Consider the following 24,841-nt stretch of genomic DNA (forward strand, 5'->3'; position numbering starts at 1 on the left):
TCGCAAAGCAGGCAAAACCGTCAATGCCGATGTGATCTCCCCCCTTGTGGGGGAGATGCCCGGCAGGGCAGAGGGGGGTATTGCAACCAATGTCCCAGGTGAGCAAATCACGACCACTCCCCGGTCTCCTTGCCAGCTACAAACCCCTGCAGGGCGTGGCGGACGAGATGATCGATCCCAGCGGGGCAGTGCGGCCCGGCTGGGAAAAGCTGCTGCGCTCGCTCGACACGCTCGGCCCCGAAAAACTCGCCACCCGCTTTGCCCGCGCCAACCAGTATCTGCACGATGCGGGCGTGTTTTACCGGGTCTATGACGAGACCGGTACGCAGGAGCGCGAATGGCCGCTCGCCCATGTTCCGCTTCTGATCAACGAGGATGACTGGCGCGCCATCACATCAGGGCTGACCCAGCGCGCCGATCTCCTGGAGGATATCGTTGCCGATATCTATGGCGACAACCGGCTGGTGCGTGATGGCCTGCTGCCGCCGGATCTGATTGCCTCGAACCCCGAATTCCTGCATCCCGTCGCCGGTATCAAGCCGGCCAGCGGGCATTTCCTGCATTTCTGTGCTTTCGAGCTGGGGCGTGCGCCCAATGGCCAGTGGTGGGTGCTGGGCGACCGCACGCAGGCGCCTTCGGGTGCCGGGTTCGCCCTGGAAAACCGCGTTGCCACCACCCGCGCCCTTTCGGATATTTCCGGCGCGATGAACGTTCATCGTCTCGCCGGTTTCTTCAAGGATTTCCGCGATTCCCTGCAGAGCCTGATCCACGATCCCGCAGGGCGCGCGGCGATTCTCACGCCCGGCCCGAACAATGAAACCTATTTCGAACACGCCTATATCGCCCGCTATCTCGGCATCATGCTGCTGGAAGGCGACGACCTGACCGTCAGCAAGGGCCGGGTCATGGTGCGCACCGTGTCCGGTCTGAAGCCCATCGATGTTCTGTGGCGGCGCATGGATGCCGCCTATATGGACCCGCTGGAGCTGAAGTCCGATTCGTGGATCGGCACCCCGGGCATGGTCGGCGCGCTGCGCCAGCGTTCCGTCTCGCTGGTCAATGCGCTGGGATCGGGCATTCTCGAAACCCGGGCGCTGCTGGCCTTCCTTCCTGCGATCTCGAAAGCCCTGCACGACCGCGATCTTGCCTTGCCGAGCATCGCCACCTGGTGGTGCGGCCAGGAGAAGGAACGCCAGCATGTCATGAACCGGCTCGACCAGATGATGGTCGGCCCGGCGCTGTCGACCCGCTTGCCGTTCGAAGACGTGCAGGCCACGGTTCTGGGGTCCACCCTCGACGATGCGGCGCGCCAGGCCCTGTTGCACAAGCTCAAAACCGACGGCCGCGGGCTGGTCGGGCAGGAAGCCGTCAAACTGTCGACGACGCCGGTCTATGTGGACGGCAGGCTGGAGCCGCGCCCCTTTGTCCTGCGCGTCTTTGCGGCGCGTCACGGCGATGGCTGGAGTTTCATGCCGGGCGGGTTTGCCCGCGTCGGGTTCACGCTCGATACGGCGGCAATCGCCATGCAGCGCGGCGGGCAGGCAGCGGATGTGTGGATCACCAGTTCGGCCCCCGTGCGCAAGGATACGCTGCTGCCGCGCGAGGACGATGCGTTCCGCCGCAATGTGCCGGGTACGCTGCCGAGCCGTGCGGCGGAAAACCTGATGTGGATGGGCCGCTATATCGAACGTGCCGAAGCCACGGCGCGTATCCTGCGGGCGTGCCATGCCCGCTATGCCGAGACGGCCAATGCGGAATTGCCGCTTCTGACGGAAATGCGCGATCAGCTCAAACCCCTCGGCATTGATCTCGATGAAGCCATTCCCAAGGGCCTCCTGCGTTCCATCGACGGCGCAATGCTCAGTGCCGGACGCATCCGCGACCGGTTTTCGCCCGATGGCTGGCTGGCGCTGCGCGATCTGTCGAAGACCGTGCACCGGTTCCAGGGGGTGGTGTCGCAGGGCGATGACGGCACCCGCGCCATGACGATCATCCTGCGCAAGCTGGCCGGGTTCTCCGGTCTGGTGCACGAGAACATGTATCGTTTCACCGGCTGGCGTTTTCTTGAAATCGGCCGCCGGCTGGAGCGCGGCATCCAGATGGCGCGCATTCTGGCGAACCTGTCGCGGCATGAAGCCCCGGAAGGGGCGCTGGAAATGCTGCTGGAAATCGGCGACAGCGTCATGACGCACCGGAGGCAGTACAGCGTCTATTCCGGCCGCCTCAGCGTGCTCGATCTTCTGGCGCTCGATCCGCTCAATCCGCGCTCGATCATTTTCCAGCTCGATGCGCTCAAAACCGAGTTCAATCTTTTGCCGCAGCGCGAGGCGGGTGCGCATATGTCCGCCTTTTCCAAGGATGTGCTGCGCCTGCACACGCAGCTTGCCATCATGGAATCCAGCGAACTGACCGCTGACAAGCTGCATGAACTCGCCAATGAAATCGGCGCGCTGTCCGATACCATCTCCGATACGTATTTTGCCTGAGGGGGTGAGGAATGCTCTATAACATCCGCCTCCACCTGCATTATGACTATGAGCGCTCCGCAGCGGGCGGGCGCCACCATATCCGGGTGATGCCGCAGACCCTGCCGGGAATCCAGCGCGTGGTCGCCTCCAGCCTGTCCTTTGATCCTGCAGCGGCGGAACGCTCCGATTTTACCGATTTCTTCGCCAATACGGTGACCTCCATCGTCTACCGCAATCCGCACGAGACGCTCGACGTGACGATGACGGCCCGCATCAACGTCGCGCGGCCGCAGACCATGCTCGATGTTTCGCCCGATCTTGCCGGCCTGATCCGGGAAATACGCGGCGTCTGGTCGGTGGCATCCGACGCGCCGCATCACTTTCTGACATCCAGCGCCCACGCTGCCATCGACCCTGACATATCGGCCTACGCCGCGACAAGCCTCGGCAGGACGCGCACGGTCATGGAGGCGGCGGGCGATCTGTGCAACCGCATCCATGCGGATTTCGCCTATGATTCCGACGCCACCAATGTGCGCACCACGGCGCGCGAGGCGTTCGGACTGCGGGCCGGTGTCTGCCAGGATTTCAGCCACATCATGATTGCCGGCCTGCGCGGCATCGGCATTCCGGCGGGCTATGTCAGCGGTTTCCTGCGCACCATCCCGCCACCCGGCAAGGAGCGGCTTGAGGGTGCCGACGCCATGCATGCCTGGGTGCGTGTCTGGTGCGGGCGTGAGGCGGGCTGGCAGGAGTTCGATCCCACCAATGCGATGATGGCCGGCAATGACCATATCACCGTCGGCTACGGCCGGGATTATGCCGATGTTTCGCCCATCGTCGGCGTGCTGAAAACCAGCGGTTCGCAGGAAGCGAAGCAATCGGTGGATGTGATCCCGCTGGAGTAAAGAGCTTTTGTGCGTGGTTCGACAAGCTCACCATGAGGGAGGTGGGGGATTGCAGGGAGCTATATTCCGCAACGTTCAAGATTAGCGCTGTAGCCCACCGGGTTCCCTCATGGTGAGCTTGTCGAACCACGTATGATGGTTTTGCCAGCGCGTTTTGGAATATTGGAATAGTTTTTCTTGGTTTCCAGCAAACGGGAGAATATGGTCTGCTTCAAGTGCCATTTGCGCCGGTGAATGGGATGAAATTTCGAAGTGCGATCCATGCTCCCCATTCCGCCGCTGATGCTGACCACAGGTCCGGTTCCCGCCTATCCGCAAGTGCTTGCCGCGCTCGGAAAGCCTGTTCTCTATGACTATCATCCCGCCTTCCAGGCCTTCTATGCCGAGGTGATCGAAAAGCTGCGGCTGGCGCTGCGGCAGGACACGGCGCCCGTCATCATGCAGGGGGAGGCCATTCTCGGCATCGAAGCTGCTGCTGCCGCGCTGATTGCCCGTGACGATGTGGTTCTGAACCTTGTCTCCGGTGTCTATGGCAAGGGGTTTGCCGGCTGGGCCGCGCGCTATGGCAAGGAAGTCGTCGAGCTTGCCGTGCCCTATGACGACATCATCGACCCGCAGGCGGTGCGTGCGGTGCTGCGCCAGCGCCCGGACATCAAAATTGTCTCGCTCTGCCATCACGACACGCCGTCCGGCACGCTCAATCCGCTGCGGGACATCGGTGCGGTCGTTGCCGAGCACGGGGCCTATCTCATTGTCGATGCCGTGTCGTCCTTTGGCGGGTTGGATGCCCATCCGCGTGAGACGCATGCCGACATTTTCATCACCTCGCCATCGAAATGCCTGGGCAGCACGCCGGGCCTCAGCCTTATCGGCGTGAGCGAGCGGGCCTGGGCCAAGATCGAGGCCAACCCGGATGCGCCGCGCGGCTCGTTCCTCAGCCTTCTCGGCTGGAAAGGCGCCTCGGAGCCCGGCAAGCCTTTTCCGGTGACGCCGTCCATTGCGGAAATCTATGCGCTGGATGCGGCGCTGGATCTCTATGCCGCGGAGGGCGCCGAAAACGTCTGGGCCCGCCATGCGGAAACGGCTGAAATCACCCGCAACGGCCTGCTTGAGCTTGGCTTGAAGCTGTGGCCGAAAAAGCTGGAATTCTGCGCGCCGACGGCGACCGCTTTCAAGCTGCCCGATGGTTTCAGCGACACGGCCTTGCGCGACCGGTTGCGCGATGAGCACGGCATCCTCCTGTCGCTCGGCCGCGCCGACACATCGGGCAAGCTGCTGCGCGTCGGGCACATGGGCGCGTCCGCCAAACCCGATTTTGCCCGCGCCACCATCAGGGCTCTCAGCCAGATTCTGTCCCGCCCCCTCGGCCAAACCTATACATAAGAGGATCGCAAGCATGTCCCGTATCCTGTTGAACCGACGCTCTTTTCTCCATCTGACCGCCAGCGCCGCCGCGCTCACCGCCATGCCGGGTCTTGGCTGGGCGCAGGGGGAAACGCCCGTCAAAGGCGGGCGTCTGATCGTCGCCGGGGACAGTGAACCGGCCAATCTCAATCCAGCCATCGTCGCGTCCAACGGCGTGTTCTTTGTCGCCAGCAAGATTGTCGAACCGCTGGCCGAACAGTCCTACGACGGCAAGGACGGCCTGTCGCCGCGCCTGGCCACCGCCTGGGAGGGCTCGGCCGACGGCCTGACCGCGACGTTCAAACTGCGCGAAGGCGTGACCTGGCATGATGGCAAGCCGTTCACCTCGGCTGACGTTGCCTTCTCCGCGCTGGAAGTGTGGAAGAAGCTGCAGAACCTCGGCCGCGTGGTCTTCAAGAACCTCGAGAGCGTCGAAACGCCGGATGACCACACGGCCGTCTTTAAATTCTCGCAGCCGACGCCGTTCCAGCTCATCCGCAATGCGCTGCCGGTGGTCACCTCAGTCGTGCCGAAACATCTCTATGAAGGCACGGATATCGCCAAGAATCCGGCCAACCAAGCATTGGTCGGCACCGGCCCGTTCAAGCTCGGCGAACACAAGCCGGGCGAATATTACCTGTTGAAGCGCAATGAGGCGTACTGGCAGAAGGACCAGCCGCTGCTGGATGAAATCGTCTACCAGATTCTGCCCGACCGTTCATCCGCCGGCAATGCGCTGGAGGCCGAACAGATCCAGCTGGCTGCTTTCTCCGCCGTGCCGCTTGCCGATCTCGCCCGCATCTCCAAAGCGCCGGGCCTGAAGGTTTATGCCAATGGCTATGAAGGGTTGACCTATCAGCTCATCGTCGAAATCAACCATCGCCGCAAGGAACTGGCCGATCCGAAGGTGCGTCAGGCGCTTGCCCATGCCATCGACCGGGATTTTGTCGTCAAGACGATCTTCCTCGGCTATGCAAAACCGTCCACGGGGCCGGTTCCTGCCTATGACAAGGCGTTTTATGAACCAGATGTGGCCGCCCATGCCTTCGATCCGGCCAAGGCGGAAGCGCTGCTCGACGCGGCGGGCTACAAGCGCGGCGCCGATGGCAACCGCTTCACGCTCAAGCTCCTGCCAGCACCATTCTTCAATGAAACCAAGCAGTTCGGCGACTATCTGCGCCAGGCGCTGGCCAAGGTGGGCATCGATGCGCAGGTGGTCAGCAATGATACACCCGCCCATCTGAAGGCGGTCTATACGGACCACGATTTCGATATCACCGTGGCAACGCCGGTCTACCGTTCCGATCCGGCGATCTCCACCACCATCCTGTTCGAAAGCGGGCTGCCTGCCGGTGTTCCGTTCTCCAACCAGTATGGCTATGCCAATGCGGATGTGGACAAGCTGATCAAGGATGCCGCTTCCACCGTGGATAGCGACAAGCGCGCCGGTCTCTACAAGAAGTTGCAGAAGGTGGTGGTTGAGGACCTGCCGCTGATCAATGTGGCGGAGTTCTCCTTCATCACCGTTGCCCGCGATACCGTGCAGAATGTGTCCGACAATCCGCGCTGGGCGGTGTCGAACTGGTCCAATGTCTGGCTGAAAGGGTAGGGGTTGAGTGTATGGTTTTATCATGATACCGCATCTTCCCTCCTGAACACAAACCCGTTTGTCTTCCGGCATTATTGGCTCTAGTGTCCCCCTCCATTCGCATGACCTGTCGGAGCCCTTCTTGCCGCCACTCGCATCCTTTTTTCTGAAACGCCTTTTGGGTGCGATTCCGGTTCTGGCCGTTGTGCTCATCGGCAGCTTTCTGCTGCTGGAGGCCGCATCCGGTGATGCGGTGGATTCCTATGTCGCGCGTTCCGGAGGCATGGATGCCGACCAGCTGGCACAATTGCGCCAGGCATGGGGCCTTGATCAGGGCCCATTCCATCGTTTCATCGCCTATGTCTCGGCACTTGGCCACGGCGATCTCGGCTGGTCGACAGCGTTTCAACGTCCTGTGTTGTCGGTGATCATCGAACGTCTGCCGGCGACGCTGCTGCTGATGGGCATTGCCACGGCGCTGGCCTTCTTCCTTGGTTCGCTGCTCGGCGTCATCGCCGGTGCGAAACCCGGTTCCCTGCGCGACCGGTTCCTGTCGATCGGTTCGCTGGCGCTTTATGCGGTTCCCGGATTCTGGCTGGGGCTGGTGCTGATTGTGGTCTTCGCCGTCGATCTGCGCTGGCTGCCGGTTGGCGGCATCGAGACCATCGCGTCCGGCAAGAGCGGATGGGCGCGCATGGCGGATATCGCCGCGCATCTGGTCCTGCCGGTCGCCTCGCTTGCCATGGTGTACCTCGCGCTGTATCTGCGCCTGATGCGCGACCGCATGAGCGAGGTCTGGCGCGATCCCTTCGTCACCGGCCTGAAGGCGCGCGGTCTCAGCCGTGGCCGTATCGTCTGGCGGCATGTGGCGCGCAATGCGGTCCTGCCTGTCATCACCATGCTTGGCCTGCAGGCGGCGGTGATGCTGGGCGGCAGCGTCGTGGTGGAAAGCGTTTTTGCCATTCCGGGATTCGGACGGCTGGCGGCGGAGGCTGTCTCGCGGCGCGACACGCCGCTGCTGCTGGGTGTCATCCTGTGCAGCGCCGTCACGGTGATTATCGCCAATCTGCTGGTCGATCTCGCCTATGGCAGGCTCGATCCGCGCGTGAGGATCGGCCGATGACGATCTGGCGGCGTCTCAACCTTGAAGGCCGTGCCGGACTGGTGCTGTTGCTTGCGCTGGTTCTCATGGCCCTGCTCGCCCCGTGGATTGTGCCGGGCGATCCGCTCGCCATCGTCGGCGAACCATTGCTGCGGCCTTTCGCATCGCAGGCGCATTGGCTGGGCACCGACCGTCTTGGCCGCGATGTGCTGTCGGAGCTTCTCTACGGCACGCGCACGACGCTGCTCGTGGCATTCTTCTCGGCTGCGGCATCGCTTGTCATCGGCAGTCTGGTCGGCACGCTGGCCGGTTTTCTCGGCGGTATGGCCGATGCGGTGCTGATGCGGATCACCGAGGCATTCCAGACGGTTCCGGGTTTTCTGCTGGCGCTGGCGACAATCAGCGTCACCGGGCCGAGCGTCCCGACCCTCATTCTGGCTATCAGCCTCGGCACATGGACGCAAGCCGCGCGGGTGACACGGGCGGAGGTTTTGTCACTGCGCGAGCGCGATTTCGTGGCCGCCGCCCGCACGCTTGGCATGCGGCCGCTGGAGATTGCCTTCCGGGAAATATTGCCGAATGCCTTTGGTCCGGCCGCCTCGCTCGCCGCCATTTCCGTGGCCGCGGCCATCCTCATCGAAGCTGCCCTGTCGTTCCTCGGCTTCGGCGATCCGAACCGGGTGACCTGGGGCAGCATGATTGCCGAAGGGCGCACGGTGCTGCGCGCGGCGCCTTATCTTTCCATCGTGCCGGGTCTGGCGCTGGTGGTGACGGTTCTCAGCGTGCATCTGATCGGGCGCGGCCTGTCGCGCAGTGAAAGGTTCCTCCAGCCATGAGCGAACCATTGCTGCGCGTGGAAAATGTCGGCGTGAGCTACGGCAAGACCGTTGCGCTGGCGGATATCTCGCTCGACCTCGACCAGGGCGGGCGGCTGGCTTTGATCGGCGAAAGCGGCTCGGGGAAATCCACTCTCGCCATGGCCATTGCGGGGCTTCTGCCAAAACAGGCGCGCCAGACTGGCTCGATCGTCTTTCCCGGCACGTCGGGCCGCCCGCGTCTCGGCCGGGACATCGGCGTGGTGTTCCAGGACCCGGGCGGCAGCCTCGATCCGGTCATGAGGGTTGGCGACCAGATTGCCGAGGTCATCCGGGCGCATGAGGACACCAGCTGGATCGCCGCGCGGGTGCGTGCCGCCGACCTGATGGACCGGGTGCGCATCCCGAAAGCCCTGTCGCGCCTCAACAGCTATCCGCATGAATTCTCCGGCGGGCAGCGCCAGCGCATCGCCCTCGCATTGGCGCTGGCGGCCAATCCGTCGCTTGTCATCGCCGATGAGTTGACCAGCGCGCTCGACACGGTGGTACAGCGCCATATCGTCAACCTGCTGGACGAGCTGGTGCGCGAGGACGGGCTGACGCTATTGTTCGTCACCCATGATATCGCGCTGGCGTCCGAACGCGCCGACCAGATCGCCGTTCTCTACAAAGGACAACTGGTCGAACAGGGCACCGCAACCGATGTTCTCGGCCAACCCGCGCATCCCTACACCAAGGCGCTGATCGGCGCGCACCTGTCACTGGACACGCCGCGGCAAAGGCGGCTTGTTGAAATCAACCCTGACAGCCTGAACGTGCCATGAGTGAAACCGACAATTCCATTGTTCTCGAAGTGAAGGATGTTGCCAAGCGCTTTGGCGAGCGCAACGCATCGGGCCTGAAGAATATCGGATTTGCCTTGCAGCGCGGTGAAACGCTGGCGCTGGTCGGGGCATCGGGATCGGGCAAGACGACGCTCGCCCGCCTCGTCATGCGGCTGGGCAATCCGGATGCGGGATCAATCCACCTGTGCGGCCACGATATCACGGCCCTGCGGGGCGAAGCCTTGCGGCTGCTGCGCCCGAGATTCCAGATGGTGTTCCAGGATCCGCTGGCGGCATTCAATCCGCGGGCTACGGTCCGGCGCATCCTGGAAGACCCGCTGCGCCTGCACGATCTGGCGCCACGGGGCAGCTATAGCCAGCTTATCGCCGCCGCGCTCGAACGGGTGGGGCTGAGCCCTGATCTGATGCAGCGCAGCCCGCTGGAACTGTCTGGCGGCCAGCGCCAGCGCATTGCCATTGCCCGGGCGATCGCCACCCGTCCGGACCTGGTCGTGCTGGACGAGCCGGTATCCGCGCTCGATGTTTCCGTGCGGGCGCAGATCCTCAATCTCCTGCTCGATCTGCAGGAGGAAACGGGTGTGTCCTATCTCTTCATTTCCCACGATCTCGCCGTGGTCCGGGCCGTGGCCGACCGCATGATCGTGCTGGACGAGGGGCGGATTGTCGAAAGCGGCGAGACCGAACGGGTTCTTGCTGCCCCGCAGGCCGAAGCAACCCGGGTTCTGATCGATGCCGTGCCCAGACTGCAGGTTCCCGCCGCTTGAGAACCCGGCGATCCCCGCTCCGGGAATAAAAATCCGCTTCCATGCTTTTCAAGCAATCGATTGGTAAAATTTGTTTCAAAGGTCGTCAGTCAATACAACCTGTGGTAGAAGATTCGCGTGGTATCGCCCAATAGTTCAATTTTTAGGGATGTCCTTCGCACGAAATTAGCCCGCAAACGCTAGTGTCGCGTGAAGTGGAATTGAGGTTGATAATTGTACGCTGAATATTTCCCTGTCATTGCCGATCTCGTCCATCGTCTTGGGTTGGTTGCCCTGGTCAGCATGGCCTATGGCTCCATTATTCGCGCTTTCAACCTGCCCTGGACGCGCGGCCTGATGGTTGGGCTTCTGTTCGGCGGTGCCGCCATCATTTCCATGCTCGACCCCGTCATCGTCGATGAGGGCATCATTGTCGATGCGCGTTCCATCCTGCTGGCGCTCAGCGCACCGTTCGGCGGCGTTGTGGCGGTGCTGGTGTCGACAGCTCTAACGATCCTGTCCCGCGTCCTGATCGGAGGGGTTGGTGTGCAGGCCGGTGTCGTCGGCATTGTCATCATCGGCCTGATCAGCCTGATCTTCACGCTGGTCTACAGGCCCCAGACCTATTCCTGGAAACATTTCCTCATTCTCGGCCTGACGGTTCCGCTCTACACGCTGAGCATCTTCATCCTGCCATTCGAGCAGGCGCTGCCGATTTTCCAGCGCATTGCCTTGCCGATACTGATCTTGAGCGTTGCCGGGATTTTTCTCATCTCCATGTTCCTGCATCGCGAACGCCTGCGTGTCGACCGGGTGAAGACGCTGGAGGTGGACGCCCATACGGATCCGTTGACCAACCTTGCCAACCGCCGTCTGTTTGACCGGGTCGCGCGGCGCACCTTCCGCAAGGCGGCATCGACCGGCGGCGACGTCTTTTCGCTTGTCATGATCGACATCGATTCATTCAAGAGCATCAACGATCGGTGGGGTCACTCCAATGGCGATCTGGTGCTGGTGGAAATTTCCACCATCATTCGCTCGCTGGTGCGCAAATCCGATCTGGTCGCCCGCTATGGCGGGGAGGAGATAGCGATCCTGATGCCGTCCGCAGGCGCCGGCGAAGCCATGGCGATGGCCGAAGCGATCCGGCGGCGCGTCAACGAGACCTTTTTCGATCTCGGGCGCACGCGGGCCCATGTCACCGTCAGCGCCGGTGTCGCCACTTTTACAGCGCAGCATCAGTCAATGACGGAACTGATCGAGGAGGCGGACGTGGCGCTCTACCGGGCCAAGCGCCTCGGCCGAAACCGCATCGAGCTGGCGGCCATGGCTGCCTAGGGTCTGGACCCTACGCTGTCCTCAGTAGGCTGTCGATGGCGCGGCAGCGTTGCAGCGCCCAATGCATGTCGTCGAGTGCCCCGTCGACGGCGCTCTCATGGACCTGCTGCAGCCCGATGCGCAGCTGATAACACGCGAGTACGGTTTTGTCCCGGACGAGATCCGGCCGGTGAACCTCGAAATAGCGGGCCTGCTGCTCCATGCAGTCCAGCCATGGCCGCCAGAACAGGATATTGGCGATATCGTAGAGCGGGTCACCATACATGGCTTCCGACCAGTCGATGACACCTGTGATCCTACGGCCATCGGTCAATACATTGTTCGAACCGAAATCCGCATGCACAAGCGCCCGCACATCGGGGCAGTGCCTGGCCAGTTCGGCACAGCGTCCGGCCATATCCGCGACCTGGTCATCGCCGGTCACGCTACCCCAGTCATAGGCTGACACGGCGGACAGGAATTCCGTCCAGCTTGCATTGCGTCCGTTTCCCGACGCATCGAACGGGCCGTAGCCGCGCGCTGAGCCAATGTCTGAGACAGCAATGGCCTGCAGGACATTGGCGACCGGTGCAAGAACCGGCGGCAGATCCTGCGGCGGCAAATCCTGCAGGGTGACGCCTTCTGCCATGTGCGAGATACAAAACCCGTTGCCGTCATCGAGAACGCCGTGCGCGACAACGGCCGGAATGGGCAGCGCGGGCGCGGAAAAATGCCGGCTCGCATAGGCGTCCTTGGCAAATCCATCAGCGGACCGGTTGATGCGCAGGACAAAGCGCTCGTTGCCCAGATTATAACGGAAGGCACGCGAATCCTCACCTTCCGTGATTGGGACGAGCCGGACGGTCTCGCCCGTCAATTGCCGGAGCTTGCCTGCGGCGGCGGCCAGTGAAATGTCAGGTTTCTGCATGGCGGGAAGGCGGTCAGGCGCCGCCGGATTTTCCCCGTTCATGCACGATCCGCGCCATGGCCTGCGCTTCCGGGCCCTCTTGCCGCAGGCCCTCGGCAACGCCGGTCCTGTCGGCTTCAGCCCGGTTCTGGCTGACTTTCCATTTGCCTTCGATGCGCGTGATCGGGATTTCAACGCCGATAATGCCTTTCACCTGTCCGGCAATGAATGGCTCGGGCGCATCTTCTACAGCCCATGGCTGGGCGCGGCCGCCTTCCTGCGTGCGGGTGAGGCTGCCGATCTGCCGGCGCAGCCATTCCGGATCGTCCTGTATCTGCGGTGTACCCCAGGCCTGGACAACGACGTAGTTCCAGGTTGGTACAACCTTGCCGTGTTCGCGCTTGGCCGCATACCAGGACGGCGTGATGTAGGTGTTGGGGCCCTGGAAAATGACCAGCGCCTCGGCACCCGCCTGCAAGGCCGCCACCTGCTCGTTGGCTCTGGCCAGATGCGCGCGAAGGGTTCCGTTCGACCCCGCATCCGCATCGAGCTCGAAGGGAATGAGGTTTGCCATCAACCCGTGTTCGCCGCTCGTCACCAGCATGGCCAGCGGATGCTTGCGGATCAATGCGTGCATCACGTCAAGGCGATCTTCACGAAACGCGGGTGGTCTGTACATGGATTGCTCCGCTCGATCTGGGGTGGTCATGGCTTCATGCCATGCATGGAACGTGGACTGGAATAATAGTGGATCGGTACGGCGGCGCAAGGCGCACGCAAGACCGTGCCGGCCGGCACGGATGAATCTGGATTTTCCCGCTTGCTATTTCACGACGCGTCGTAAGATGATGAAGCGAGAAACAAGGAATGTCCCGAGGGCTGATGATGGACGAAGAACCCGAACTGGTTGTGTCGCGTTTGTCGAAGGAGTTCACGCGCGATGGAATCACCGTCAGCGTTGAGATTTACCGCCTTGCCGAGCAGAGCGAATGGACGCTCGAAGTAGTGACCGAAGACAAGGATTCGATTGTCTGGGACGACCCGTTCGAAACGGACCAGGCTGCATTTGACGAATTTCTGCGTGCGGTCGAGGACGAGGGGCTGGCCGGCCTGATCGATCCCGACGGCGGCGATACGCTGCACTGACATGCGCGTGGCATGTCCGCAGATCGGACATCGAATGGGAAAGCTGTTGAAAACACTGGTCGGAGTGAGAGGATTCGAACCTCCGACCCCGTCGTCCCGAACGACGTGCGCTACCAGGCTGCGCTACACTCCGTGACCAGTGATGCGGGGTATATACCGCCGAGTTTTTATGCCTGCAAGTCGTTTCATAAGCACTTCTTCAATTATACCCGTGCAAACATAAACCTTGTTCCGGAAATGGTTGAACCGGCCTTGTGATCGCTGCTGAAAGTCTTGTATCGGTAAAATACGGATGATGCGATGTATCGCAAAGTCTGCCGGAAGAGAGCGAATTGTATATCGGACGAGATATCGACTGAAACAATGGGGTTGCATGCAATGACATCGGGAATGAAGCGGATTATCAGCTTTGTGATGAGTGGCGGTGTTGGTTCGAGGCTCTGGCCTTTGTCGCGCGAAGACTTTCCCAAGCAGTTTCATAATCTTTCCGGTCAAGGTTCTATGCTGCTGCGCACCGTCAAGCGCATGGGCGCGCGCGGCGGCGAAATGCCTGTTCCGGTCTATCTGCTTGCCTCCGAACGGCATGCCGACCGCATCAGCCAGGATCTTTCCGGTGTCGATCTGGCGGGCGGGCGGGCGATTCTCGAACCCATGGGGCGCAACACCGCGGCCGCCGTCGTGCTGGCAACTGAGATCACGCTGCGCGAACATGGCGATGATCTGGTGCTGGTTGTGCCCTCCGATCATGAAATCACCACGGACCGGGATTTCTGGAACACGGTGGAAGCGGGCACCGATGCGGCCATGGCCGGCCGGATCGTTGTCTTCGGCATCCAGCCGGACCGGCCGGAGACGGGCTACGGCTATATCGAGGTCGGACCGCAGAATGAAAACACGCGCGATGTCATCCGTTTCGTGGAAAAGCCGAACGAGGAAACTGCGATCCAGTATCTTGAATCGAAGAACTTCCTCTGGAATTCCGGTATCTTTCTGTTCCGCGCCAGCACCATGCGCGATGCCTTTCGTGCCCATGCGCCGCAGATCTGGGATGGTGCCGTCACGGCGCTCGACGAGGCGACAAGCAATGTCTCCGGCACCTACCTGCCGCACGATCTCTATGCGGAGGTGCCATCCATTTCCGTCGACTATGCCATCATGGAACATGCGCAGGACATTGCGCTGGTCCCGGCGCGCTTCCGCTGGAACGATCTCGGGTCCTGGCAATCGCTGCTCGAAGTCAGTTCAAGCGACGGCAGCGGCAATGTGATTGTCGGCGATGTCGTGGCCATCGATTGCGAGAACAGCTATCTGCGCAGCAATGGCCGCCTTTTGTCCGCCATCGGCCTGCGCGATCTCGCCGTCGTGTCGACTTCCGATGCAACATTCGTTGCTCCCGTCACCGAAAGCCAGAATGTCCGCAAGATCGTCGAACAGCTGGAAAAGACGGGACGGCTTGAAACCAAGTTCACGCCGGCGCAGGACCGGCTGCCGCAGGTCGGCGCCTATGAAAAGCGCGTACGCCATTGGCTGTTCGAGGAGACGCTGCCGCTCTGGTCGACGGTCGGCGTCGACCGGCGCTATGGCGGTTTCCATGAGGCGCTGACCTTCGACGCCACCCCCATCGTCAAGACCAAGCGGATGCGCACCACGGCGCGGCAGATCTATGCCTTTGCGGTGGCGCACGAAATGGGCTGGGATGGCCCGGCCCATGATCTGATCGACCATGGTATCCGCTTCATCACGGCCAATGGCCGGACGAAGCGCGGCGGCTGGGTCAAGACGTTCAACCCCGACGGTACGGTGCTTGACGGGGCAGAAGACGCCTATGACCAGTCCTTCGTGCTGCTGGCGCTGGCGCATGCCCATCGGGCGGGCCATCCGCAGGCGCTTGGTCTTGCCACGGAAACCTTTGCCTTCATCGATGAGTATCTCGCCGATTCCAAATTGCGCGGTTTTCTGGAAATGCCGGGTGATACCGGTTTGCGCCGGTCCAACCCGCATATGCACCTGCTGGAATCATTCCTTGCCTGGTACGATGTGACGGGCAACCGCGATTATCTGCAGCGTGCCGCGCGCATCGTCGATCTGTTCCGGCATCACCTCTTCGATGCGGAGACATGGACGCTCGGCGAATATTTTACCGATGACTGGGAGCGGGCACCGGGCGAAAAAGGCGAGTGGACGGAACCGGGGCACCATTTCGAATGGGCCTACCTGCTGTCCAATTTTGCCAAGGCGTCGGGCCAGAAAGACATCATCCGCCACGCGCGCAAGCTCTATGCCTCGGCTATTGCCAACGGGCTGAACCGTACCACGGAACTCGCCTATGGCGCTGTATCCCGGCACGGCCTGCCGCTCGACACCAATTCACGCAGCTGGCCGCAGACAGAGGCGGTGAAGGCCGCTATTGCGCTGGACGGCAATGGCGGGCCGGACTTGAAACCGGAAGTCGAGGCACGGGTGGGCCGTCTGTTCCGCTGGCATATCGAACAGGCGCCGAAGGGCCTGTGGATCGACCTGATCGATGAAAAGGGCAGGGCACGGGCCGAAGACGTGCCGGCCTCGATCTTCTATCATCTCGTCTGCGCCCTGACGCAGTATGTGGATTACATCGGCAAGGCTTAATCCGGGGCTTTCACGGGCCAGGCGCACATCGCCGTTTCGGCAATCCCGGTCAATTCCTCGATGGTCGCGCCATCGCGCGCCTGCACCGACATGCCTTGAATGATGGTGCCATAAAAACGGGCAAGCTGACGCGTATTGGTGGTCTCCGGCAGTTCGCCCGTGCCGATGCCCTTGCGGATATAGTTCTCAATCATGTCCAGACTACCGCTGCGCATGGCGGCCAGACTATCGGCGACCCCTTTCACTTCCGATGCGCAGGAGAGAACCGCCGTCGAGATCATGCAGCCGCCCGGGCCTGCGGTGAACGTTTCCGCCGCGCCGCGCAACAGACGTCTGATCCCGCCATAAACCGTCTTTTCCTCCGTAAGCGCTGCGGGGAAATAGGCGCCGAAACTGCTGCGGTAGAGGTCGAGGACTTCCGCATAGAGCGCTTCCTTCGAACCGAAGGCCGTGTAGAGGCTGGGCGGGGTAATGCCCATCGCCGCCGTCAGGTCGTTGATCGACGTGCCCTCGTAGCCATGCTCCCAGAAAAGTTGCAGTGCTTTCTCCCGCGCCGCCTCCCGGTCAAAGCTGCGCGGACGGCCGCGCTTGCGGGCGGGTTCTTCAACGGTGCTGACAGATGGCTCATTTATTTTCATAGTGACCACTAATAAATTTGTTGACGCGAAGCAGGCTTGTGCTAATCCTATTATATAGCGACCACTATTAAAAAGGAACAGGCCGATGAACATACCAGTTGCTACCGCCCTGACAACACTTGCCTTGACCGCTCCGGCACTGGCTACACAGGCCAGTTTCAAGGACCGGCTCGACGCGGTGATTGATCACGCCATCGCCGATCAGACCATCGTGGGCACCGTCATCCTGGTCGCCGAGGATGGGGAGATCGTCTATCGCCGCGCGGCGGGATTTGCCGATCGCGAGGCCAGGGTTCCGATCAGGGAGAATGCCATTTTCCGTTTTGCGTCGATGACCAAGCCGATTGTCGCGGTTACAGCCCTGCGGCTGGTGGAAGAGGGGAAGCTGAAGCTCGATGATCCCGTCACGCGATATCTGCCGGATTTCCGGCCAAAACTGGCCGATGGCCGTGAACCTGTCATCACGATCCGGCAGCTGATGGATCACACGTCTGGCCTGAGCTATGGCTTCCTTCAGCCCGCCGATGGCCCCTATCGCAAGGCCAACATATCCGATGGTCTGGACCAGCCGGGGCTCTCCATCGAAGAAAATCTGCGGCGCATCGCAACGGTCCCCCTGTCGTTCGAACCCGGCACCGCCTGGGAATATTCGGTTGGCATCGACGTGTTGGGTGCGGTGCTCGCCAAGGCCACGGGCAAGACACTACCCGAGCTGGTGAGCGAAAATGTCACGGGAAAGCTGGGTCTCAAGGATACGGCATTCAGCGTGAGTGACCGGGCACGGCTGGCGGTAGCCTATGGCGATGCCCAGCCGCCGGTGCGGATGGACGGACCGCATGTCGTGCCGTTTTTCGACGGCGTCGTCAGCTTTGCGCCGGACCGCATCTTCGATCCCGCTTCCTACGCGTCCGGTGGTGCGGGCATGGCCGGAACCGCCGATGATTACATCAGCTTCCTCGAAACCCTGCGCAAGGGCGGCTCGCCCCTGCTGAAGGCGGACAGCGTCAAACTGCTGTCCGACAACCAGATTGGCGATATTGTCGTGACGGCCACGCCGCCGGGTTGGGGTTTCAGTCTCGGGTTTTCCGTTCTGAAAGATCCTGCGGCGGCGGGCTCGCCACAATCGGCAGGCACGTGGCAATGGGGCGGGGTCTACGGCCAGTCGTGGTTTGTCGACCCCAAGCGCAAGCTCACCGTCGTCGCGCTGACCAATACGGCCTATGCCGGCATGATCGGGGCATTTCCCGATGGTGTGCGCGACGCCATCTACGGCAAATGATGGACATGGCGGGACAGATGAATGTCCCGCCTCCACGCCTCAATAGGGGCTTTCGACCTTGCCCGTTTCCACATAGACCGACTTGATCTGGCTATAGTGGTAAAGCGCAGCCAGACCATTTTCACGGCCGACACCGGACTGCTTGAAGCCGCCGAACGGCATTTCAACCGGCGCGAGGTTGTAGGTGTTGATCCAGCATGTGCCGGCCTTGAGCTGGCTGATGACCCGGTGGGCGCGAGACAGATCCTTGGTGAAGACGCCCGCTGACAGGCCGAACTCCGTGTCATTGGCGCGGGCGACAACCTCGTCCTCGTCGTTGAAATCGAGAACAGCCATGACGGGTCCGAAAATTTCCTCCTGCGCGATGGTCATGCCATCGGTCACACCGGTGAAAATCGTCGGCTCGACATAGCAGCCGCCTTCAAAACCCTGCATCTTCGGCACGCCGCCGCCAAAGGCGAGCGTCGCCCCCTCGGCCTTGCCCCTTTCGATATAGGCAACAACCTTGTCGCGCTGCGCCGCGTTGATCAGCGGTCCCAGATGGATTTCGGGATCGAGCGGATCGCCGAGGCGGATTGCCTTGGTGCGCGTCACCAGCCGGTCGAGGAACCTGTCCTTGATGCCCTTCTGGACAAAAACGCGGGTGCCGTTCGAGCAGACCTGCCCGGTGGAATAGAAATTGCCGAGCAGGGCGCCGCCCACGGCGTTTTCCACATCCGCATCATCGAAAATGATCAGCGGCGACTTGCCGCCGAGCTCCATCGTGGCGTGTTTCATGTGCGAACCGGCCTGCGCCAGCACCTTCTTGCCGGTGGGGACGGAGCCGGTCAGCGAAACCTTGGCCACGAGCGGATGATCGACGAGCTGCGAACCGACATCGCCAAATCCCTGCAAGACATTGAAAAGACCGTCCGGCAGGCCGGCTTCCTTGTAGATCTCTGCCAGAGCGAGGGCAGACAACGGGGTGTTTTCCGACGGCTTGAAGATCATGGCATTGCCCGCAGCGAGCGCCGGGGCCGACTTCCAGCCTGCGCCCTGGATCGGATAGTTCCATGCGCCGATACCGACGCAGACGCCCAGCGCCTCGCGGCGCGTATAGGCATAGGAGCCGCCAAGCTCGATCATCTCGCCATTGAACCCGGCGATGATGCCGCCGTAGAATTCCAGGGCATCGGCCGCCGATGCCGGATCGGCAACCAGCGTTTCCTGAATGGCCTTGCCGGTATCGAGCGTTTCCAGCTCGGCGATCTCGGCATTGCGGGCACGCAGAAGGTCCGCCGCCCGGCGCAGGATGCGGCCGCGTTCCACCGGCTTGAGCGCCGCCCAGGCGGGCTGTGCGGCCGCCGCAGCCTGCACCGCCTGTTCGATCAGGGCCGGCGTTGCGCCAAACAGTTTTGCGATGATTTCGCCGGTCGCCGGATAGATCACATCGAGCGGCTTGCCGGCCTTGTCCTCGACGAAGCGGCCATTGATGAAATGCGATGCCTTCGGCTGCGCGCGCATGGTGTTCTCCTGGAGTTGTAATTTCAGCATAGGCTTTGTGCGTGGTTCGACAAGCTCACCATGAGGGAGGGTGATGATTGCAGGGAGCACTATTCTGCAGGGTTTGCGATTGACATTGCAGCCAAACGACATCCCTCATGGTGAGCTTGTCGAACCGCGCACACCGGTTGTGCAAAGTAAAATCCGATACCATCACCGGTCGCTCACTTCCCAGCGCGGATTGATCCACGGTTCCTGATTGGAGCGCGGCAGGGGATCGCGGCCAAGAATATGGTCGGACGCCTTTTCGCCGGTCATGATCGAGGGACCATTCAGATTGCCGTTGGTGACGCGCGGAAAAATCGAGGAATCGGCCACACGCAGGCCCTCGACACCGATCACCCGGCATTGCGGATCGACCACGGCCATGGGATCGCTCGCCGCACCCATCTTGCAGGTGCCGCAGGGATGGAACGCGCTTTCCGCGTGTTCGCGCAGGAAGTCGTCGATGGCCTCGTCGGACTGCACATGCGCGCCCGGCGAAATCTCGCGGCCGCGATAGGGATCGAGCGCCGCCTGGCCGAAAATCTCGCGGGTCAGCCGCACCGCATGGCGGAAGTCCGCCCAGTCATCCGGATGCGACATGTAGTTGAAGACGATTTTCGGCTTTTCCAGCGGATCGGACGAGCGCAGGGTGACGCTGCCGCGCGACTTCGAGCGCATCGGACCCACATGCGCCTGAAAGCCGTGGCCCTTGGCTGCCGCCTTGCCGTCATAGCGGATGGCGGCGGGCAGGAAATGGTACTGGATATCAGGGTAGTCGACGCCGGGTTTTGAACGCACGAACGCGGCGGATTCAAAATGGTTGGTGGCGCCGTCGCCGGTCTTGAAGAACAGCCATTGTGCGCCGATCCTCGCCTTGGAGAACAGGCCGAGTTTTGAATTGAGCGTGATCGGCTTCAGGCTTTCCTGCTGGATATAGACTTCCATATGGTCCTGCAGGTTCTGGCCGACGCCGGCGCGATCGGCCACCACGGCAATGCCATGCTCCTTCAGGTGCTGTGCGGGGCCGATGCCAGACAGCATCAGAAGTTTTGGCGAGTTGATCGATGATGCCGCAACGATCACCTCACGCCGCGCGCGCACGATTTCCGTCTTGCCACGCCGGGTGATTTCCACCCCCGTTGCTCTTTGATTCTCGATGACCACACGCCGCGCGAAGCCATTGACGAGACTCACATTCCGCCGCTTCAGCGCCGGGCGCAGATAGGCATTGGCCGTCGACCAGCGGCGGCCATTGTGAATGGTCTGCTCCATGGCGCCAAAGCCTTCCTGCTTGGCGCCGTTATAATCGTCGGTGACTTCGAAACCGGCCTGCCTGCCCGCATCGACAAAGGCGTGGAAGAGGGGATTGTCGCGCCGTCCGCGCTGCACATGCAGCGGGCCATCGGTGCCGCGCCATCCGGCCTCACCGCCGTGGGAATGTTCCATGCGCTTGAAATAGGGCAGAACGTCCGCATAGGACCAGCCCGCCGCGCCGCTCTCCGCCCAATGGTCGAAATCATGGGCGTGGCCGCGCACATAGACCATGCCGTTGATGGAGGAGGAGCCGCCGATCACCTTGCCGCGCGGGGTCACCAGCGTGCGCCCGCCCAGGTGCGGTTCCGGCTCGGACGAAAAGCCCCAGTCATAGGTGCTCATGTTCATCGGGAAGGAGAGGGCGGCGGGCATCTGGATGAATGGCCCCATATCCGTGCCGCCGAATTCGATGACGATGACCGAATGCTTGCCATCCTCCGACAGGCGGTAGGCCATGGCGGAACCGGCCGAACCCGAACCGATGATGACGAAATCTGCTTCCATAGCTGGCCCCATTATTCGCCGCGCGGAAAGCGCGCGTTTTCTTCCAGAACATTCAGATCCATGTGATTGCGCATGTAGCGCTCCGAAGCCTTCTGCAGCGGCTGGTAATCCCAGGGATAATAGGAGCCGTTGCGCAGCGCCTCATAGACCACCCAGCGCCGCGCCTGGCTCTCACGCACGGCGGCGTCATAGGCCGCCATGTCCCAGCGCGCCTTGGCGGCAGCCGTGAACTGGGCAAGCATCGCCGCATGGGCGGGATCACCGGCAAGGTTGGTCAGCTCGCGCGGATCCGATTCAAGATCAAACAGTTGCGGCGGATCGATCTCGCAATGCACGAACTTGTACCGGCCGTCGCGCATGCAGACGAGCGGGGCATTGGAGCCCTCCGCCGCATATTCCATCAGCACCGGGCCCTGCCGCTTGCCGCCCGCGATGACGCCGGTCAGGTCCTCGCCGTCGGTCCATGGCTTGACGGCGGCAATGTCGATACCGGCGAGTGCCGCAAGGGTCGGATTGATGTCAAGCGTCGAGGCTGGCTGGGTAACCAATTGCGGCTGGATGCCCTTGCCTGCAATCATCAGCGGCACGCGGGCCGACCCCTCGAAAAAGTTCATCTTGAACCACAGGCCGCGCTCGCCCAGCATGTCGCCATGGTCTGACGTGAAGACAATGATGGTGTCGTCGAGCATCCGCGTAGCCTGCAGCACGTCCAGAATTTCGCCGATCTTGTCATCGACATAGGAAATATTGGCGAGATAGCCCTGGCGTGCCCGGCGGATGTTTTCCGGGGTAATATCGAATTGCGTGTAATCGCAGGCCTGCATCAGGCGCTGCGCATGCGGGTCCTGCGCTTCGAAGGGGATGGCGGCAACGGCAGGTTCAAGCGCCGGAGAATTCTCGTAGAGGTCCCAGTATCTGCGGCGTGCCACGTAGGGGTCATGCGGATGGGTGAAGGAGACCGTCAGGCACCACGGACGGCGCGCCGGATCATCCGACGTGCGCGACAGCTGATAGAGCTTTTGCGTGGCGTGAAACGCCACCTCGTCGTCATATTCCATCTGGTTGCTGGTTTCGGCGACGCCAGCGCCGGTGACGGAACCGAGATTGTGATACCACCAGTCGATGCGCTCGCCCGGCTTGCGGTAATCGGGCGTCCAGCCGAAATCGGCGGGATAGATATCCGTGGTCAGGCGTTCTTCAAGACCGTGCAACTGGTCGGGGCCGACAAAGTGCATCTTGCCGGAAAGGCAGGTGTAGTAACCGGCGCGGCGCAGATGATGGGCATAGGTCGGAATATCCGAGGCGAATTCGGCGGCATTGTCATAGACGCGGGTGCGGGACGGCAGCTGCCCGGACATCAGCGAGGCGCGGGCCGGGGCGCAGAGCGGCGATGCCGTATAGGTGTTGGCAAAGCGGGCCGAACGCTGCGCCAGCGCACGCAGATGCGGGGCATGGATGAAATCGGCCGGACCGTCCGGAAACAGGGTTCCGTTCAGCTGGTCGACCATCAGGATGAGAATATTCGGTCTTGTCATTGGCATGCTCCGGCGGCGGCTAATTTCGTCGTCACATAATCTTCCACGAGCGCGATTGCCGAAGCTGCCTCAGGCGCGCCATTGCGCAGCGCATGGCGGATATAGAGCCCGTCGATCATCGCCCCGGTGCCCTCGGCGATCTGCAGAGCGGTCGCCCGGTCGGTCATGCTGCTCAGCGCGAAGGCGAGGTTGGAATGCATGCGCCGGGCATAGACCCGCAGGAGGCGGCGGGTTTCGGTCGATTGCTGCGCATGCACGTAAAAGGTCAGCCACGCCGCCACGGTCTGCGGCGCGAATTGCGAGGCGGAGAAATTGACGGCGATGATGGCGGCAATGCGTTGTGCCGGTGTCTGCGCTGGTGCCAGCGCCGCCAGGAGATCCTGTCCGAGTTCCTTCAGGAGGTGGCGCATGGTGGCCAGGATCAGCTGTTCCTTGCCGCCGAAATAATGATGCGCCAGCGCCGGCGAAACGCCCGCTTCATGGGCGATCTCCGCGACAGTCACATCAAGCGAGCCGCGCTGGCCGATGGTGCGGATCGCCGCATCGATCAACTCCCGCTTGCGCAGTGGTTCCATTCCGACTTTGGGCATGCTGAAAAACCTCGTTCGGAGGAATTATTATTCTTGATTGACTGATCAATCAATAAAAATCACGACGTTTTGGAGCGGTATTTGATGGAAGCGGCACAAAGCCTCCGTGCGTGGTTCGACAAGCTCACCATGAGGGAGGGTGAGGGCTGCAGTGAGTATATTCTGCAAGGATTGCAATTGGCCCTGCACCAAACCACTTCCCTCATGGTGAGCTTGTCGAACCACGCACCACATTCTGGCAGCACTGGTGCAACCACCGGCAAGCAATAAACGACTCTCCACCATGCTCCCAACCGCACGATAATTGCCAAACCACAGGCTCCGGTATTGCACTGCAACAAAGCCCTTTACCTTGAAACGATGCGGGTTCATGGTTACCTCAACAAGAATGACATTTTGGAGGAATGACATGACAGCCTGTATCGTTGGATGGTCGCATCTGCCTTTCGGAAAACTGGAAGGCGAGAGCGTGGAAAGCCTGATCGTCAAGGCGGCCGTCGCTGCGCTCGATCATGCAGGCATCGGCCCGCAGGATGTCGACGAGATTGTCCTCGGCCACTTCAATGCGGGGTTCTCGCCGCAGGATTTTACCGCCAGCCTCGTCCTGCAGGCCAGCGATGCCTTCCGCTTCAAGCCCGCCACCCGGGTGGAAAATGCCTGCGCCACCGGTTCGGCGGCCGTGCATCAGGGCATCAAGACCATTCGCGCCGGCGCTGCCCGTGTTGTACTGGTGGTGGGTGTCGAGAAGATGACATCGACGCCGGGACCCGAAATCGGCAAGAACCTTCTCAAAGCCTCCTACCTGCCGGAAGAAGGCGATATCCCCGCCGGTTTTGCCGGGGTGTTCGGCCAGATTGCGGCGGCCTATTTCCAGAAATATGGCGACCAGTCCGATGCGCTGGCGACAATCGCCGCGAAGAACCACAAGAACGGTGTGGGCAATCCCTATGCGCAGATGCGCAAGGATCTGGGTTATGAATTCTGCCGGCATGAAAGCGAGAAGAACCCCTTCGTTGCCGGTCCGTTGAAGCGGACCGACTGCTCGCTGGTGTCGGACGGCGCGGCAGCGTTGGTTCTCACCGACACGCAGACGGCACTGAAGATGAAGCGCGCCGTGGCCTTCCGTGGCGCTGCCCATGTGCAGGATTTCCTGCCGATCTCCAAGCGCGACATCCTGCTGTTCGAAGGCTGCGCCGAAGGTTGGAAGCGCGCCCTCGATCAGGCCGGTGTCACCATCGACGATCTGTCCTTTGTCGAAACCCATGATTGCTTCACCATCGCCGAACTCATCGAATATGAGGCGATGGGTCTGGCCAAGCCGGGCGAGGGTGCCAAGGTTGCGCTGGAAGGCCAGACGGCCATGGGCGGGCGCCTGCCGGTCAATCCATCCGGCGGTCTCAAGGCCAAAGGCCATCCGATCGGCGCCAGCGGCGTCTCCATGCATGTGCTCTCGTCCATGCAGCTGACGGGCGAAGCCGGCGGCATTCAGGTGCCGGATGCCAAGCTTGCCGGCATTTTCAACATGGGCGGCGCTGCCGTCGCCAACTATGTGTCGATCCTCGAACGCATCAAATAAACCATCCGAT

21 protein-coding genes and 1 tRNA gene are annotated in these 24,841 nt (G+C 61.8%); 13 read left to right on the forward strand and 9 right to left on the reverse strand.

Annotation, left to right across the window (positions count from 1 at the left end; all coding sequences use genetic code 11):
- Positions 1-89 precede the first annotated feature (89 nt).
- The 9 genes from AC1Q5O_RS01555 to AC1Q5O_RS01595 all read left to right on the forward strand — a co-directional run bounded on the left by AC1Q5O_RS01555 (position 90) and on the right by AC1Q5O_RS01595 (position 11,211).
- A complete protein-coding gene (locus tag AC1Q5O_RS01555; protein WP_492561685.1) occupies positions 90-2,486 on the forward strand; it encodes a circularly permuted type 2 ATP-grasp protein in 2,397 nt (798 codons plus the stop codon).
- 11 nt (positions 2,487-2,497) lie between these two features.
- Positions 2,498-3,376: a transglutaminase family protein gene (locus tag AC1Q5O_RS01560; RefSeq protein WP_492561686.1), complete on the forward strand. Its 879-nt coding sequence runs from the start codon at positions 2,498-2,500 to the stop codon at positions 3,374-3,376.
- A 261-nt stretch (positions 3,377-3,637) separates the two neighbouring features.
- A complete protein-coding gene (ppaT, locus tag AC1Q5O_RS01565) occupies positions 3,638-4,759 on the forward strand; it encodes a pyridoxamine--pyruvate transaminase (RefSeq protein WP_492563058.1) in 1,122 nt (373 codons plus the stop codon).
- A 13-nt stretch (positions 4,760-4,772) separates the two neighbouring features.
- Positions 4,773-6,389 (forward strand): ABC transporter substrate-binding protein, encoded by a 1,617-nt coding sequence (locus tag AC1Q5O_RS01570; protein WP_492561687.1) that lies wholly within the window; start codon positions 4,773-4,775, stop codon positions 6,387-6,389.
- A 121-nt stretch (positions 6,390-6,510) separates the two neighbouring features.
- Entirely contained in the window at positions 6,511-7,491 is a 981-nt protein-coding gene (locus AC1Q5O_RS01575; RefSeq protein ID WP_492561688.1) for an ABC transporter permease, read from the forward strand.
- Positions 7,488-8,306: an ABC transporter permease gene (locus AC1Q5O_RS01580; protein ID WP_492561689.1), complete on the forward strand. Its 819-nt coding sequence runs from the start codon at positions 7,488-7,490 to the stop codon at positions 8,304-8,306. Before AC1Q5O_RS01575 ends, AC1Q5O_RS01580 begins: the two co-directional genes overlap by 4 nt.
- Entirely contained in the window at positions 8,303-9,109 is an 807-nt protein-coding gene (locus AC1Q5O_RS01585; protein ID WP_492561690.1) for an ABC transporter ATP-binding protein, read from the forward strand. Before AC1Q5O_RS01580 ends, AC1Q5O_RS01585 begins: the two co-directional genes overlap by 4 nt.
- Positions 9,106-9,894 carry an ABC transporter ATP-binding protein gene (locus AC1Q5O_RS01590; protein ID WP_492561691.1) on the forward strand — a complete coding sequence of 263 codons (789 nt, stop codon included), beginning with the start codon at positions 9,106-9,108 and terminating at the stop codon, positions 9,892-9,894. Before AC1Q5O_RS01585 ends, AC1Q5O_RS01590 begins: the two co-directional genes overlap by 4 nt.
- A gap of 213 nt (positions 9,895-10,107) precedes the next feature.
- Positions 10,108-11,211 (forward strand): GGDEF domain-containing protein, encoded by a 1,104-nt coding sequence (locus AC1Q5O_RS01595; protein ID WP_492561692.1) that lies wholly within the window; start codon positions 10,108-10,110, stop codon positions 11,209-11,211.
- A gap of 10 nt (positions 11,212-11,221) precedes the next feature.
- Here the strand turns inward: AC1Q5O_RS01595 and AC1Q5O_RS01600 are convergent, their stop codons facing one another.
- Together AC1Q5O_RS01600 and AC1Q5O_RS01605 are read right to left on the reverse strand one after the other, a co-directional pair.
- Positions 11,222-12,160 (reverse strand): phosphotransferase, encoded by a 939-nt coding sequence (locus tag AC1Q5O_RS01600; RefSeq protein WP_492561693.1) that lies wholly within the window; start codon positions 12,158-12,160, stop codon positions 11,222-11,224.
- Entirely contained in the window at positions 12,132-12,776 is a 645-nt protein-coding gene (locus tag AC1Q5O_RS01605) for an FMN-binding negative transcriptional regulator (RefSeq protein WP_492561695.1), read from the reverse strand. The genes AC1Q5O_RS01600 and AC1Q5O_RS01605 overlap by 29 nt, the downstream gene beginning before the upstream one ends.
- Before the next feature lie 188 nt (positions 12,777-12,964).
- On the opposite strand from AC1Q5O_RS01605, the gene AC1Q5O_RS01610 reads away from it, so the two are divergent.
- Positions 12,965-13,243 (forward strand): hypothetical protein, encoded by a 279-nt coding sequence (locus tag AC1Q5O_RS01610; protein WP_472461561.1) that lies wholly within the window; start codon positions 12,965-12,967, stop codon positions 13,241-13,243.
- A 56-nt stretch (positions 13,244-13,299) separates the two neighbouring features.
- On the opposite strand, the gene AC1Q5O_RS01615 is transcribed toward AC1Q5O_RS01610, so the two are convergent.
- A tRNA-Pro gene (locus AC1Q5O_RS01615) sits at positions 13,300-13,376 on the reverse strand.
- A 257-nt stretch (positions 13,377-13,633) separates the two neighbouring features.
- On the opposite strand from AC1Q5O_RS01615, the gene AC1Q5O_RS01620 reads away from it, so the two are divergent.
- Complete coding sequence (locus tag AC1Q5O_RS01620; RefSeq protein WP_492561696.1) at positions 13,634-15,868, forward strand: AGE family epimerase/isomerase; 2,235 nt, start codon at positions 13,634-13,636, stop codon at positions 15,866-15,868.
- On the opposite strand, the gene AC1Q5O_RS01625 is transcribed toward AC1Q5O_RS01620, so the two are convergent.
- Positions 15,865-16,506 carry a TetR/AcrR family transcriptional regulator gene (locus tag AC1Q5O_RS01625; RefSeq protein ID WP_492561697.1) on the reverse strand — a complete coding sequence of 214 codons (642 nt, stop codon included), beginning with the start codon at positions 16,504-16,506 and terminating at the stop codon, positions 15,865-15,867. The two genes, AC1Q5O_RS01620 and AC1Q5O_RS01625, sit on opposite strands and share 4 nt — an antisense overlap.
- 85 nt (positions 16,507-16,591) lie before the next feature.
- Here AC1Q5O_RS01625 and AC1Q5O_RS01630 point away from each other — a divergent pair, with 85 nt between their 5' ends.
- Entirely contained in the window at positions 16,592-17,785 is a 1,194-nt protein-coding gene (locus AC1Q5O_RS01630) for a serine hydrolase domain-containing protein (RefSeq protein ID WP_492561698.1), read from the forward strand.
- 39 nt (positions 17,786-17,824) lie between these two features.
- Here the strand turns inward: AC1Q5O_RS01630 and betB are convergent, their stop codons facing one another.
- The 5 genes from betB to AC1Q5O_RS01655 form a co-directional block, all read right to left on the reverse strand.
- Complete coding sequence (betB, locus tag AC1Q5O_RS01635) at positions 17,825-19,288, reverse strand: betaine-aldehyde dehydrogenase (RefSeq protein WP_492561699.1); 1,464 nt, start codon at positions 19,286-19,288, stop codon at positions 17,825-17,827.
- Between the two features lie 192 nt (positions 19,289-19,480).
- Complete coding sequence (betA, locus tag AC1Q5O_RS01640; protein ID WP_492561700.1) at positions 19,481-21,130, reverse strand: choline dehydrogenase; 1,650 nt, start codon at positions 21,128-21,130, stop codon at positions 19,481-19,483.
- 11 nt (positions 21,131-21,141) lie between these two features.
- Entirely contained in the window at positions 21,142-22,665 is a 1,524-nt protein-coding gene (betC, locus tag AC1Q5O_RS01645) for a choline-sulfatase (RefSeq protein ID WP_492561701.1), read from the reverse strand.
- The gene (betI, locus tag AC1Q5O_RS01650; protein ID WP_464662999.1) at positions 22,662-23,255 is read right to left on the reverse strand and encodes a transcriptional regulator BetI; all 594 of its coding nucleotides are present in this window, start codon (positions 23,253-23,255) and stop codon (positions 22,662-22,664) included. Before betI ends, betC begins: the two co-directional genes overlap by 4 nt.
- 45 nt (positions 23,256-23,300) lie before the next feature.
- Positions 23,301-23,666 (reverse strand): hypothetical protein, encoded by a 366-nt coding sequence (locus tag AC1Q5O_RS01655; protein ID WP_492561702.1) that lies wholly within the window; start codon positions 23,664-23,666, stop codon positions 23,301-23,303.
- On the opposite strand from AC1Q5O_RS01655, the gene AC1Q5O_RS01660 reads away from it, so the two are divergent.
- Positions 23,665-24,831, forward strand: coding sequence for an acetyl-CoA acetyltransferase (locus AC1Q5O_RS01660; RefSeq protein WP_223611449.1), 1,167 nt, complete (start codon positions 23,665-23,667; stop codon positions 24,829-24,831). The two genes, AC1Q5O_RS01655 and AC1Q5O_RS01660, sit on opposite strands and share 2 nt — an antisense overlap.
- The last annotated feature ends 10 nt before the right edge of the window (positions 24,832-24,841 follow it).

The organism is Phyllobacterium sp. MT110 (assembly GCF_058792715.1).